The 12,772-nt window shown below is 39.5% G+C and carries 12 protein-coding genes and 1 pseudogene; 7 read left to right on the forward strand and 6 right to left on the reverse strand.

Annotated features, from left to right (window positions below):
* The 3 genes and pseudogenes from ACFE93_RS06585 to ACFE93_RS06595 form a co-directional block, all read right to left on the reverse strand.
* Window positions 1-609, reverse strand: a pseudogene (locus ACFE93_RS06585) (hypothetical protein); the annotation flags it as partial.
* A gap of 32 nt (window positions 610-641) precedes the next feature.
* On the reverse strand, window positions 642-1,865 hold the full coding sequence (locus ACFE93_RS06590) for a hypothetical protein (RefSeq protein WP_375472560.1): 1,224 nt from the start codon (window positions 1,863-1,865) through the stop codon (window positions 642-644).
* Between the two features lie 319 nt (window positions 1,866-2,184).
* Window positions 2,185-2,745 carry a HEAT repeat domain-containing protein gene (locus ACFE93_RS06595; protein WP_375472561.1) on the reverse strand — a complete coding sequence of 187 codons (561 nt, stop codon included), beginning with the start codon at window positions 2,743-2,745 and terminating at the stop codon, window positions 2,185-2,187.
* Window positions 2,746-3,040: 295 nt separating this feature from the next.
* Here ACFE93_RS06595 and ACFE93_RS06600 point away from each other — a divergent pair, with 295 nt between their 5' ends.
* The 5 genes from ACFE93_RS06600 (at window position 3,041) to ACFE93_RS06620 (ending at window position 6,836) form a co-directional block, all read left to right on the forward strand.
* Window positions 3,041-3,253: a DUF2997 domain-containing protein gene (locus ACFE93_RS06600; RefSeq protein ID WP_375472562.1), complete on the forward strand. Its 213-nt coding sequence runs from the start codon at window positions 3,041-3,043 to the stop codon at window positions 3,251-3,253.
* An 11-nt stretch (window positions 3,254-3,264) separates the two neighbouring features.
* Window positions 3,265-3,921 (forward strand): hypothetical protein, encoded by a 657-nt coding sequence (locus ACFE93_RS06605; RefSeq protein WP_375472563.1) that lies wholly within the window; start codon window positions 3,265-3,267, stop codon window positions 3,919-3,921.
* A gap of 77 nt (window positions 3,922-3,998) precedes the next feature.
* Window positions 3,999-5,558 (forward strand): Hsp70 family protein, encoded by a 1,560-nt coding sequence (locus tag ACFE93_RS06610; RefSeq protein ID WP_375472564.1) that lies wholly within the window; start codon window positions 3,999-4,001, stop codon window positions 5,556-5,558.
* 96 nt (window positions 5,559-5,654) lie between these two features.
* Window positions 5,655-5,963, forward strand: coding sequence for a hypothetical protein (locus ACFE93_RS06615; protein ID WP_375472565.1), 309 nt, complete (start codon window positions 5,655-5,657; stop codon window positions 5,961-5,963).
* A gap of 84 nt (window positions 5,964-6,047) precedes the next feature.
* Complete coding sequence (locus ACFE93_RS06620; protein ID WP_375472566.1) at window positions 6,048-6,836, forward strand: GUN4 domain-containing protein; 789 nt, start codon at window positions 6,048-6,050, stop codon at window positions 6,834-6,836.
* A gap of 67 nt (window positions 6,837-6,903) precedes the next feature.
* Here the strand turns inward: ACFE93_RS06620 and ACFE93_RS06625 are convergent, their stop codons facing one another.
* The 3 genes from ACFE93_RS06625 to ACFE93_RS06635 all read right to left on the reverse strand — a co-directional run bounded on the left by ACFE93_RS06625 (window position 6,904) and on the right by ACFE93_RS06635 (window position 9,973).
* Window positions 6,904-7,278 (reverse strand): DUF1257 domain-containing protein, encoded by a 375-nt coding sequence (locus ACFE93_RS06625; protein WP_375472567.1) that lies wholly within the window; start codon window positions 7,276-7,278, stop codon window positions 6,904-6,906.
* Between the two features lie 75 nt (window positions 7,279-7,353).
* On the reverse strand, window positions 7,354-8,991 hold the full coding sequence (locus tag ACFE93_RS06630) for an AAA family ATPase (RefSeq protein ID WP_375472568.1): 1,638 nt from the start codon (window positions 8,989-8,991) through the stop codon (window positions 7,354-7,356).
* Between the two features lie 850 nt (window positions 8,992-9,841).
* Window positions 9,842-9,973, reverse strand: a complete 132-nt coding sequence (locus tag ACFE93_RS06635; RefSeq protein WP_375472569.1) for a hypothetical protein — start codon at window positions 9,971-9,973, stop codon at window positions 9,842-9,844.
* A 272-nt stretch (window positions 9,974-10,245) separates the two neighbouring features.
* On the opposite strand from ACFE93_RS06635, the gene ACFE93_RS06640 reads away from it, so the two are divergent.
* The gene (locus ACFE93_RS06640) at window positions 10,246-11,694 is read left to right on the forward strand and encodes an MFS transporter (RefSeq protein ID WP_375472570.1); all 1,449 of its coding nucleotides are present in this window, start codon (window positions 10,246-10,248) and stop codon (window positions 11,692-11,694) included.
* A 245-nt stretch (window positions 11,695-11,939) separates the two neighbouring features.
* Window positions 11,940-12,743: a phytanoyl-CoA dioxygenase family protein gene (locus ACFE93_RS06645; RefSeq protein WP_375472571.1), complete on the forward strand. Its 804-nt coding sequence runs from the start codon at window positions 11,940-11,942 to the stop codon at window positions 12,741-12,743.
* Window positions 12,744-12,772: the final 29 nt, after the last annotated feature.

Raw genomic sequence — 12,772 nt, forward strand, 5'->3', positions numbered from 1 at the left:
CATTTTACCAGTTTTAACCTCCGCTTTTTTCTGAGTTTGTGAGAAATTCGGGTCTTCGTGATATATTTGTAACCATCTTTCATCAGGCATCCAACAAGCTAAAGCTTCAACTTCACTGACTTGGATATCATTGAGGAATAATTGAAGAGCATCTAGATTAAAATCTTCAACTACACGAAATCCTCCACGAGGATTTGGCTCCTCACGATAGAGGTTAACATTGTAAGCTGTACTAATTGCAGAAGTGATTCCAATATTTGGATAAAAAGTTTCAAATTGCCAATCTTCTAGCATCGTAAAACATTGCTGAGGATTATGTCTCAATAAAACCTGTTTACCCTTTTGTCCACCTTTATCCCGGAGAAGACGAGCAGCAAACATCTGCACTTTATCTGAAGGGTCTTTCAAGGCTTCAATTACCAATTGAAAACCTTGTTCTTGATAGCGCAAAGCATCAATCAATGCAAATGCTCTTTCTCTAGCTTCAGGGCTTTTAAACCGATTTTTAACTCCTTCAATTCCTCCTAAAACCACACCACTAGCAGGAGGTGCTGATTGTCCCCCAAGTACTGCATCAAATTCTCTCGGTTTATCTGGATCGTTGTTCATTTTGGCTAATCCTAATTGATAGGTAAAAATTTTCATTCGTATAACGTAGAGTAGCGAGAAGCACTACACCCGTCATATATCTTTTCTTGAGAATGAGCAATCAATAAACAATCAATAAGCGATGATTGTTTAATCTCCTGAATAAATTTTTCTGATACGTAATTGTGAGCAATATTGATGGTATGTAAATCAATAATTGCTTGAGATTCAATTAAAGCGTTCAAACCTGTGTCAGTCAAGTTTCCCATTGATAAATTAAGTACTTCAAGAGTCGCAATAATGGGAGATTCAGCCATGAAAGAAGATTGTGCGATCGCATCAGCAATTGCATCAGCATAATCGCTATGCAAACCTAAATAGCTTAAGTTCGGGAATGATTCACTAAAAAGAATTCGTTTTATGCTGTCAATAGTCTCATTACAACTATGTTCAGAAGGTCTACTCATCCATAATTCAAAATAGTCTAACGCTGGTAAATAAAGTGAGCAAAGGCGATAAATGGGTACATCACTAATATTTGCTGTCTCAATAATTAGAGTTTTCAAATTGTTATGTTGTAGTTTTTCACATTCCAGTTCATTGCAGCAACCACGAATATGTAGCACTTCTAGATTAGGATAAGCTTTTAATATTAAAGTTATATCCCCCACACCTATATAATATTTTTTGTAGTAATTATCTCGACAATCACCTATAAACAAAGCTTTAAGATTAGTTAATTGCTGACGCGCTTCAAAGAGAATATCAACATAACTATAAAAATCTTGGCTAACTTCGTAATAACAGTCGTACCCAGATAAATGATAAATTAAAGCTTCAATTTGGCTAACTTGTGAGTCTTGCAATAGTAACTTTAATTGCTCAATATTTACTCTATAGGCTGTCTCAGATGGATTAGTGATACCAGCTTTCGGATTAAAATTTTCCGATGTCCAATCTTTTAAAGTTGCAAAAAATAACCAAGGTTCACAGCTTAAAAGTGCTTGCTTACCTTTCCCTTCTGTTTCTTGCAATAGTTCAACTGCAATTTGGTGAATCTTATGTGAATAATCTTGCAAGGCATCAATCATCAAATTTAAACCTGCATCTCCATAATTTAATGCATCAGCAAGTGCAGCAACCTGTACTTCAAAAATTCCACTTTTTAAGCGATTCTTAACTCCTGCAATTCCTCCTAATACCACACGACTAGCAGGAGGTGTTTCTCCACCAAGCACTGCATCATATTCTCTTGGTTGATTTGGATTGTTGTTCATCTTAGATAATATTGTATTATTTTATGAATTTATTCCCAGAGTGAGTAATAGCGATCGCTAAACTGAGAATCTGCAATTACTCGACATTTCAAATTTGAAAATTGCTCAATTATATTTTTGTGTAAACGATTTCCAGAAACATCGAGAGTATGCAGTTGATTAACTACTGGAGACTTTAAAATTAGACATGATGCCCTTAGTGATAAATTACTCAGAAACAGAACAATAGCGACTGTGAATATAGCTATCGTCTTCTTCCTTTTTCTGATGATTAGCCAAAACTCGCACATCCAAACTAGACAATTTATCAATCATTTCCTCAGACAAAAAGCTTTCTGACACATTGAGAAGGCCATAAACCAAACACTAAAGCTTCTAATTTGTCGGCGTTGGGTTGTTGCACAAGTCTACTAAGTTGATTCGAGAAATTCTCCTCATTATCATCATATTCACATCTAAGAGCGTAAGCATTGTTAATAGGTTCGGCAATACCTACATTTGGATCGAAATCCACAATTTGCCGATTTAAAAATGCGCTAGCATCCATTGGATACTTGTTAAATCTCTCTTCCAAGTTCCAAGATTTATATATCTGCAACGCTTGTAAAACTTGCGGTTCTGTTCTTTGCTTCAATACTCGATAAGCAAAACGCTGCACTAACCTCGATTTATCTTGCAACGCTTGAATCAAAACATCCAACCCTGCATCACCATATTTCAAAGCTTCGCCAAGTGCAGCAATTCGGACATTTGCCACAGGATTTGATAAACAACGTTTAATACCCTCAATTCCTCCGAGAACAAGTCCATCTATAGGAGGTGGCGATTGTCCTCCTAAAACTGCATCATAATCTCTGGGTTGATTTTGATTGTTAGTCATGTTGATTTACCTTTCAAGTCTTAGTTAGGGTTCCCAAAAACTCTGTTCTAATTTAATTACCAGCTTGCTAAAATAACGCCATTTTTACGTAACTATAGTATTATTTTATACACTTATAGCTTTTTTCCGGTTTCTTTCGTGCTTGTGCAATCTTATTCGATATAGTACATTTGTTTTGGTATATTAGCAAAAGCTCTAACGCGCTTATTTGGTAATTGCGGATCGCTGGCAAAAGTGATACAACAGAATAACTGCGTATTGCTTTAAAAACCTTGAAAATATAGAATTTTTACTTATGGCAGAGTATCAAAAAGTTGAGTATCGCATTGGTAAAGATGGAAAAATTACGGAAACGGTAATTGGTGCTTCTGGCGCAAGTTGTACCAGCACAACATCTGGAATTGAAGATGCTTTAGGAGACATAGAAACTCAAGAACTGCTTCCTGATTATTACGAGGGGCAAGAAAACGTGACAGGAACAGAACAACAGTCTCTCAAACAACAATAAGAGAGATATAGATGCTCGCAGACATCATATCAGACATCCAGGGAACCAGTATGTTTTCTGTGGAAAGTATTTTAGCGATCGCAATCGGATTTTTGGCGTTACTTTTGATTATTCCAGCAATTAACGCAGCGATCGCTTCTCAAGCAAACAAGCGAACTGACAAGTTAGGGTTGGCGCAATCTCAAATTAAATTACTAGAAGATGAACTCGAAGTATCTCATCAAAAATACTTAGAATTAGAGCAAAAAATACAGCAACTTATTTCTGAAAAAGCAGCACTGCATCAAGAAGGCGTGCGACTCTATGAAGAGTTGCAACAGCAACGTCTAGAACTAACAGAAGAATTTCGTACTTCCACATTTGAGCAATTGCAGACATTGTTGACAAACTATCCCAGCATCCACCAAATGGTGAGTGTTAAACCAGAATTGCCCGTGAAAAATCTGCTTTCGATGTTTACTTCTCTAGATAATCTCATTAGTAAATGGGGTTACGAACAGATAGGCAAACCTTGGGAACAAGTGCCTTACAATTCCCAATTTTATCAACCAGACAATGCCGATATTACTGAAGGTGAATTAGTTTACATTCGCTTTGTTGGTTATCAGCATCAAGGAAGAATTCTTTGCCCTGCCAAGGTTAGCCGTAGTTTACCGGGGGGGAGATGAGGAGATGCGGGGACACGGGAAATAACCAATGCCCAATGCCCAATGCCCAATGCTCAATGACAAATGACAAATAACTAATGACTACAGTAATAATTGATTTTGGTACGAGCAATACTGTTGTTTGCACTACAGATTTGATTACGCAAAAACCACGGACGTTGCGATTTGATTTGATGTCGCGGCGGTTTGAGGTTGGGGCGGAACAAGTTAGCGTCGTGCCGAGTTTGGTGTTTGTGGAAGGGCAAAATAGCATTTTGTTTGGTGAATCTGTACGCGCCAAACGCTTGGGGTTTGCCCAGCCGGAACGCTGTTTTCGAGCTTTCAAACGCGATTTAGCGGCAGATTTTGTGCCGCCTCCCCGACTGTTGGATGGTAATAGTTACAGTGCTGAGATTGTTTCAGAACTGTTTCTGTTGGAAATTTGGCAACAGGTTGAACAGCAATTACAACCAAGCCACGTTATTTTTACAGTTCCTGTAGGTGCATTTGAGCGGTATCTTGATTGGTTCCGCAACTTGGGGGACAAACTCAATATTCCCGCAGTGCAAATTGTCGATGAATCAACAGCAGCAGCGCTTGGTTATGCTATCAAGCGTCCTGGTACTGTGGTTTTGGTAGTCGATTTTGGTGGCGGAACGTTGGATTTAAGTTTAGTGCGGACTGTCAGCGTTGTTTCCGAACAGCAAGCAGTACGCGCTGAAGTTCTGGCTAAATCTGATGCTTTTATTGGCGGTGTAGATATCGATACTTGGATTGTCGAATATTATCTGCAAAAAATCGGTTTCTCCCGCACTGAAGTAGGAGAAATCGGTTTTATGAATTTATTGGAAGTAGCAGAAAGAGTAAAAATTCAACTTTCGACAACAGATGACGCCAAAGAAGCTTGGTTTGATGACGAAAGTTTTATGTCCCATGAATTGCAGTTACATCTGGACGAGTTAGGCGAAATTTTAGAAAATCAACAACTATTAGAACAATTAAGACAAGCAATAGATGAAGTATTAGCGATCGCACTTTCCAAAGGCATAGCTAAATCTGCCATTGAACAGGTTTTATTAGTCGGCGGTTCTTGTCAAATTCCCGCTATCCAACAACTAGTAATTTCCTATTTTGGCAAACAAAAAGTTAAATTAGATAAACCCTTTGAAGCTGTTGCACATGGCGCATTAGCATTAAGCGAAATGGCAGCAGTTGATGATTACCTACGCCACAGTTATGCTATCCGTCTTTGGGAACCCCACAGCAAAACTTATTCTTATTTTACTTTGATTGCCAAAGGAGCAAAGTATCCAGGGGCGCGTTCTGAACTTTTAACTTTGCAAGTAGCCACCGAAGGACAGCGAGAAATTCGCCTTGATATTGGGGAAGTTGCAGAATTTTCCCAAGCGGAAGTTTCTTACGATGCTCAAGGAAGAATGACTAGTAGTCAATTAGTAAAACAAGATAGCTATCGTTCTTTAGAAACTCATCATCAACAAGTATGTGTCGCTCATCTCGAACCCCCTGGACAAACAGGAATAGACCGAATACAAGCACAATTTGAAGTCAACAAACAACGGGTATTAGTAGTAACAGTAAAAGACTTATTGACGGGAAATATATTAGTGGAGAAGGGAGCGATCGCTAAACTAAAATAATTTTATCTTCGCGTTCTTTGCGCCTTTGCGGTTCGTTTAAAAAAAAACCATAATCACAAATGGGAATACTACTAATAGTAGATTGGTAAAAATGCAATGGCAGAGAATCAGAATCAACCTAAAGAATATGATGCCGTTTTAGGTACTCAAAATTCTGCCCCAATTGGCAGTGTTATTTTAGGCGGACTCGAAGGTGTTAAAAGCCGATTGAGAAGTGTAGATATAGAAGCGCGAATTGCCGCATTAAAAGAGGCACTCAATTACGGAGAAGCAGGTTTAGACTTAGTAATTCAGGCTTGGCAAGATGAATCAGGAAAGTTCAAGTGGGCTATCAGTCCAGATGGGAACACTCTTGTTAGTGGCAGTAGAGATAAAACTATTAAAATATGGGGTGTGAAGTCCTAGAAAAAGTTGCGATCGCACACTTAAATAACAACTGCGATCGCATTTCCTTAATTGGGAATACTGGTATTAGAGTCGAGGAAGAGAATGATGCCAAATAATCCCAATCAACCGCGAGAATATGATGCTGTACTTGGTGGACAAGCACCACCTCCTGTAGATGGGTTAGTTTTAGGCAAAATCGAAGGCGTTAAGCGTCGTCTTGATAGCGCTCATTCGCAGGAAATTAGAATCGCTGCTTTATTAGATGCTCTCAAATATGGTAAAGCAGGTCAAGAGCTTTTGAACCAGATTGTTTTAACTGAAACTGGAGTATTACAGTCGGTGGCTTACGATTTACTATTTGAGTCTTTCAGACAAAATGAAAAACAAAATTTATTACAACATGTTCCTTTAAAGTCAAAAGTAGGGGTAGACTATAGGAGTTTGCGTCATTTATTAGCATCTGGAGAATGGCTGCAAGCTAACTTAGAAACTGGTGAAAAAATTCAGGAAGCTGTAGGGAAGAAATCTCAATCTTATTACGACATAAATGACCTTCATAATCTATCACAAACTGATCTGCGGACAATTGATCAACTCTGGGTGAAATTTAGCAATAATCATTTTGGCTTTAGTGTACAAAAACGTATATTGCTGGAAGAAGGTTGTAAGTTTTATCAAGATAGGGATAATCTTCCCTGTTTTTACAAGTCTAACTCTAGTGATAGTGTTTTTAATATTTACAAGAATTTAGGATGGCTTTCATCAGCATTTGAAACATCTAGATTTACTTTTAAGACAGCGCCTATAGGTTCTCTACCCTGGATTACTGGCAAAGAAATAAGAGGTGGATGGTATTATCAAATTCCGCTAATTTACCGTTCAGACTTGTAAGAATTGTCAGCAGGTTCAAATCCCCGACTTCTTGAAGAAGTCGGGGATCTTGTTTCTCACGATATAATTACACCCAACGCCCTACTAATACCCGCACAGTTCCATCTTCTAAAACTTCTTCTGCCTCCACATTAAAGCCTTGTTCTTGCACCGTTGCCATCAAGGTTTTATGAGCATATTTTTGGCTGATGGAATTAGCAAACTGCTGTTGATTAATTTTTGCTCCCCAAAAGTCTGCAACTATTTCGTAATTTTCACCACTGCGGCGAAAACCTAAATCATAACCATTTTTCTGGCGAATTACATACTCGGCTTGAGTCGTATCGCCTCGATATCCGCGTACATTCGTGTTGCATTCAACTTGATAGTTTAATTCTTGCAAAACTTGATGCAGAATTTCACCGCGTTTGATTTGGACTTTGATCGTTGTGAAATGAGACATAATAACAATTTTTGATTTGAGATTTGGGATTTGGGATTAAAAAATGAGACGCAGGAAACACATAGTTTTTCTATTTTAATCGACTTCTAAAGGGCCTATTCCTTGTTCGGTTGAGTATTGTTTTAATTCCTCTACCAACAACACATCATTGGAGGCAGTTCTTGCACCAGCTTGTGCTGCCCATTGCTTTAATGCTTCAATTTGTTCATGTGCGATCGCAGCTAATGGTACTGTCTGCGCTACAGCCTGCAAAATATCCTCTGTATTAAAGTCTCGGCGCTGTCCCTCAACTCTTGTAGAAAATGCTTGGTGCATCGCATCAACGACTACCTGCTCAATTTCCGCACCGCTAAAATTGAGACTCTGTTTGGCTAACAAAGTTAAGTTAAATTCTCGCAGCCGATTGGGGCGTAACCGTTGCAAATGAACTTTAAAAATCTCTTGGCGTTCGGCTTCTGTAGGTAGATTCAAAAAGAAAATTTCATCAAATCTCCCTTTCCGCAACAACTCGGCTGGTAATATTTTGACGTTATTAGCTGTAGCCACAATAAACACACTCGCGGTTTTCTCTTGCATCCAGGTAATCAAACTGCCAAACACGCGGCGGGATGTCCCGGAATCCCCATCAATGCTACTGGTAATATTGCCAAAGGCTTTATCAATTTCATCAATCCACAAAACGCACGGTGCCATTGCTTCAGTTAACTGAATCATTTGGCGCACGCGGCTTTCGCTTTCGCCGACAATCCCACCAAATAAACGCCCAGAATCTAATCTTAATAAAGGTAAGCGCCATTCATGGGCAATTGTCTTGGCAGAGAGAGATTTACCTGTTCCCTGAATGCCCACAAGTAACATCCCTTTGGGGTTAGGAATACCGTAGCGTCTAGCTTCTTCAGTAAAAGCATCTTGGCGCATTAGTACCCATTGTTTGAGTTGATCTAATCCACCAACTCGTTTAAGTGATTCTTGTGGTGTGAAAAATTCTAGAATTCCAGTTTGGCGGATTGCTTGCTTTTTTTCTTCCAATACGCCGTCAATGTCAGACTCATTTACTTGCTGTTTGGCAGCTAAAGCTTTTGCCAACACTCTCGAAATCCGGGTGCGACTTAAACCTTGGCAGGCTTTCACTAACTGTTCCCGTGCCAAGCCGGAAACATTTAACTTATCTGGTACTACTAACTGTTGAATTAAATTATCTATTTCGCCAACGCTAGGTAAGGGAAAATCCACTACAGTCACTTCTTGCAGTAACTCGTCGGGAAGTTCTAAAGTGTGGCTAGTGGTAACGATCATTTTACGCGATCGCTTTAACTCCCGTGTCAAGTTTCGCAACTCCCGCACAATTGGGGCATTCTTCTCCGTAGTCGGATTTTTCACAAATGGATGCAAATCCCGCAGTACAAACATTGCAGGTGTTTGGGCATCAGCTTTGCCAATTCGCCCTAACGCCGCCATCACCGAACCTTTATCTGCACCATTATCACTCCAACCCCGAACAATATCCCAAAATAAAAGCTGTCGTTTGGGCAGAGAACGCAATGCAACTTGCTGCAACACTTCTTCAACAGGTTCTTCTTCAACGGAAATCACATATAGTAAAGGATACCGCGCCCGAATCATTAAATCAAGTTGTTCTACTAAGCAGGCATATTGCTGATTCTCGCTGCTATGAGTTGCATCTCCTTTTCCGTATTGATGAAAATTGCTCATTTCTCTTGAAAATGGGTATAAGGGTAAAGGAAAAAGAGTTTTTATCATTGCTGATTTGAAGTATGAAATTCCAAAATCAAGTGTTTAAAACTCTTATCTTTGCGGTTTTGCACGAAATAAAATTTATACTTTTAATCAACAACGCCGAATGTTTTATTTTTTTGTAATTAATACACACTCATAAACGTCTTGGCTCTACTCTTGATTAGGCGTTGCTCCCGATTCGTGCTTGGCTGATGCCAAAGTCAACACTAAAGCTAAATACACCTAAAATCAACCATTTTTTAGCCATTTATTTCTAAAAAGTGCGCCTGCCATCATAAATCGGCTGTTACAAACTAGTAATTATTTAGTCTTAGTTAATACTATAATACTTCAATAAATATACTAGTATAAATTTATCAAAAAAATATAAAAATTAAGGGCTTCCAGTAATTAACAGTCTGTACCAGCTTAAAAGAGTTGGCGATCGCTCCTAGAGAAATTCCAGCTATCTACATTTTTCATCTTCTGAGGTTTTATTTGGTTTTGTTTATTTCTAGCCAGTTGTAGAGCGGGAACTGAACTCTGTTGAGCGCTGTATCAATCATGTAGAGCCGTTCTACAGCGCTCATTTGACAACTGGCATAGCACGGGACACCAGAAGCGGAAAGTTTTGCTACATCCCTCGTACAACTTCTTCACTGTCCCGTTGTGTTGATATCTCTATTGAAACTCCAACCCAAAGACATTGGATGCCAAATTGCCAAAATTTTTAAGGGTGTTATCTCTCCTCCATGTTCAGACTCCAAAACACTCAACAATTTCTCTTCCACTGCCCCAAATGCTTCAATACAGCACGAGACTTTGTTTAGTAGCCTTCATACCCATCCATTAGAGGCATTCCTATATCCATGAAAATCCGGTGTGGTTCCCAAGTTTGCCAAAGAGCGATCGCGATCGTCTGACTAACTAACATCCCAATGTTCTGCGATCTTTCCATTTTCCAGGCGGAAGGTATTTATGATTGCACGCCCACGGTTGGATGCGTCGCACTTGGATTCAACATGAAGACAGACATAAGGGATAATATTAGGACTTACGAATTTTACAAAGTTCCCATAATATACATTGACTACTAATGTATACATTTCAGATGCTGACTACAACTCTTATTTAGTCTTTTGGGTGTTAGACACAGCTTAAAAGCCCAAAGTTAGTATAGTACATATGTATGATGCGTAAATCCTAATTACTTTCTTAAATACTAGATTTATGGACTCATCTCAAATTGAAACAGGTGTGCCTCTTTCTATAGAAATTGCTCAAGTTGCCTCACCATCAACAATACTCTCTCCTACTACCTCAACACTCAGCCCTCGTATTTCTAAAGATGGTATTCGCACCAGTTTGAGGGCTTCCACTGTCGATGGTGTTTTCGCAGCAGTTTTCTCTATTGGTACTGGCGGAGTTTTGCTAGCTAATTTCTTGGTGGAGTTGGATGCTAGCCCGATAGTGTTTGGTATGCTGGCTTCTATCCCGATGTTGGCGAATCTTTTTCAGCCAATAGGTGCTTACTTGTCTGAACGCAGCACTAGCCGCTTTCAGTATTCCCTTGGCATTTATGGGATTGCTCGGCTACTGTGGCTGATTTTAGTAATTGGCATTGTTAGCTTTAGTTGGGGAGGACTTAATTCCAACCAATTAGTGATATTGTCGCTTTCGATTCTCGTATGCAGCCATCTTTTAGGAGGACTAGGAACTGCATCGTGGTTCAGTTGGATAGCAATGTTAGTCCCACGGCGATTGCGAGGTAGATATTTCGGGCTACGTAATAGTGTTGCCAACTTAACCGAGTTGGTCGGCTTGCTAATAGCCGGTCTAGCTGTATCACATTGGTACGGAGGGTCTATCCAAGGTTATGGGGTGATTTTGCTCTTAAGCATTATCTTTGGAATTGTCAGCTTGGGATGTCAGTATTTCCAAGTAGATATAAATCCTCAATTACAAAATACTTATTATGCTAACTCATCTCAAACTAGTGAGATTCAGTCAAACTCGGCATCAAATGAACCTGGTGAGATATCTGAACCAATCTCTCTATCTCAAATGCCAGCTACCCAAAACCAGATAGATAGCAGCATTTGGAAAAACTCTAATTTTTTGGTGTTTCTGCTTTATTTCGGCTCATGGACGTTTGCTGTTAATCTTAGTGCCCCGTTTTTTAACCTCTACTTGCTAGATACGCTGAACTTAGATGTGAGTTGGGTCACTTTCTATAACAGTCTGCGAGCAGGAGCACACATGCTAATGCTCATAGTGTGGGGTAGATTAGCAGATAAAATAGGTAATCGTCCGATTCTAATTTCTACTGGAATTCTAATTGCAGTTATACCTTTGCTGTGGCTAAAGATAGGTTCTAGTCCTCTCGATCTTTGGCTATGGTTGCCGCTGTTACACATTTTTATTGGAGCTAATTGGGGAGGAGTTGACTTGTGTAACAACAATCTTCAGATAGAGATTGCACCAGTAAAAAATCAGTCTATTTATTTTGCAACAGCAGCAGCTGTTGCTGGAGCAAGTGGTGCTTTAGGAGCAACTATCGGTGGCTTCATCGCTCAATTTGCTGGTTCTTTTGGCATAGCAGAAGTATTTATTGTATCTGGTATATTACGACTAGCATCGCTTGTGCCACTTATTGTTAAAAAAGATTTGGGTAGTTAGGGTGAAATTTGTTTGTTAAGGATGTGGACAAAGAATATTGCACTCAAACTGGAGATTTCTACACCTACAGGAAGACCTGCTAACATACATACTTACTCTATAGTGAAAAAGATTTGTGACATAATACCAAAGTTGATATCAGTTAGTTGATAGCTGGTCATAATTTCGGTTGAAATATGCTATTTGAATGTCAATTAGCTGATATGACTCAAATTAGTTAAGTTTCAAAATTCGAAAAAGTTACGATGCTCAAGGTAGACACATCAAAAATCACCATCCAACAAGTTGAAGCTTTCGAACGAGACGGTGTTATCTGCGTCAAAAATGTTTTGGATGACATCTGGGTAGAACGGATGCGAACAGCCATTGAAAAGAATTTATTAATCCCAGGTCCTCTGGAGGTGAAGGACACCGACAAAGCAGAAGGTAATGTAGAGCATAGCAATAGCTTATGGCTAGTTGATAGTGATTTCCGTGCTTTGGCTTTTGAATCTCCGCTGGCGACGCTCGCTGCTCAAGTCTTGAAATCGAAAAAGCTTAACTTTTTGGGTGACGGTTTCTTTGTTAAAAAGCCGAAAGCAGACAGCCATGTCGGCTGGCATAACGACAAATCTTACTGGCCCATACAAGGCGAACAGTGTTGTAAAATTTGGCTGGCTTTAGATAGTGTCAACCAAGAGAATGGTAAATTAGAGTACATCAAAACCTCTCATCTATGGGGCAAGGAGTTACGTGAAGGATCTGACCCTTCATGGTTTGTAGAGCCAGAGCCTCATGAAATTTTATCTTGGGATATGGAACCTGGAGATTGCTTAGTTCATCATTTTATGACAATTCATCATTCAGCAAAAAATACATCCTCCACACGACGACGCGCAGTGGTGATTAATTGGACTGGCGATGATGTTACTTACGATCGCCGCCCCAATGCTTGGCCTTTCAGACCTGTTGAAGAAATTGATATCCCAGAATTTGAGTCACTCAAAGCCAAAAAATCTGGGGAGCCAATAGACTGCGATATTTTTCCGAGAGTTGAAGTGCATCGCTAGTCCGAAATTTATAGGCAGGTTGCTGCTAT

Source organism: uncultured Nostoc sp. (assembly GCF_964247315.1).
In the GTDB taxonomy this organism is placed as follows: Bacteria; Cyanobacteriota; Cyanobacteriia; order Cyanobacteriales; family Nostocaceae; genus Nostoc.

Bases quoted from the DNA above. Each gene is read 5' to 3' on its own strand.
- ACFE93_RS06590 (WP_375472560.1), bottom strand. From the start codon at position 1,865: ATGAACAACAATCCAAATCAACCAAGAGAATATGATGCAGTGCTTGGT.
- ACFE93_RS06595 (WP_375472561.1), bottom strand. From the start codon at position 2,745: ATGACTAACAATCAAAATCAACCCAGAGATTATGATGCAGTTTTAGGA.
- ACFE93_RS06600 (WP_375472562.1), top strand. From the start codon at position 3,041: ATGGCAGAGTATCAAAAAGTTGAGTATCGCATTGGTAAAGATGGAAAA.
- ACFE93_RS06605 (WP_375472563.1), top strand. From the start codon at position 3,265: ATGCTCGCAGACATCATATCAGACATCCAGGGAACCAGTATGTTTTCT.
- ACFE93_RS06610 (WP_375472564.1), top strand. From the start codon at position 3,999: ATGACTACAGTAATAATTGATTTTGGTACGAGCAATACTGTTGTTTGC.
- ACFE93_RS06615 (WP_375472565.1), top strand. From the start codon at position 5,655: ATGGCAGAGAATCAGAATCAACCTAAAGAATATGATGCCGTTTTAGGT.
- ACFE93_RS06620 (WP_375472566.1), top strand. From the start codon at position 6,048: ATGATGCCAAATAATCCCAATCAACCGCGAGAATATGATGCTGTACTT.
- ACFE93_RS06625 (WP_375472567.1), bottom strand. From the start codon at position 7,278: ATGTCTCATTTCACAACGATCAAAGTCCAAATCAAACGCGGTGAAATT.
- ACFE93_RS06630 (WP_375472568.1), bottom strand. From the start codon at position 8,991: ATGAGCAATTTTCATCAATACGGAAAAGGAGATGCAACTCATAGCAGC.
- ACFE93_RS06635 (WP_375472569.1), bottom strand. From the start codon at position 9,973: ATGGAAAGATCGCAGAACATTGGGATGTTAGTTAGTCAGACGATCGCG.
- ACFE93_RS06640 (WP_375472570.1), top strand. From the start codon at position 10,246: ATGGACTCATCTCAAATTGAAACAGGTGTGCCTCTTTCTATAGAAATT.
- ACFE93_RS06645 (WP_375472571.1), top strand. From the start codon at position 11,940: ATGCTCAAGGTAGACACATCAAAAATCACCATCCAACAAGTTGAAGCT.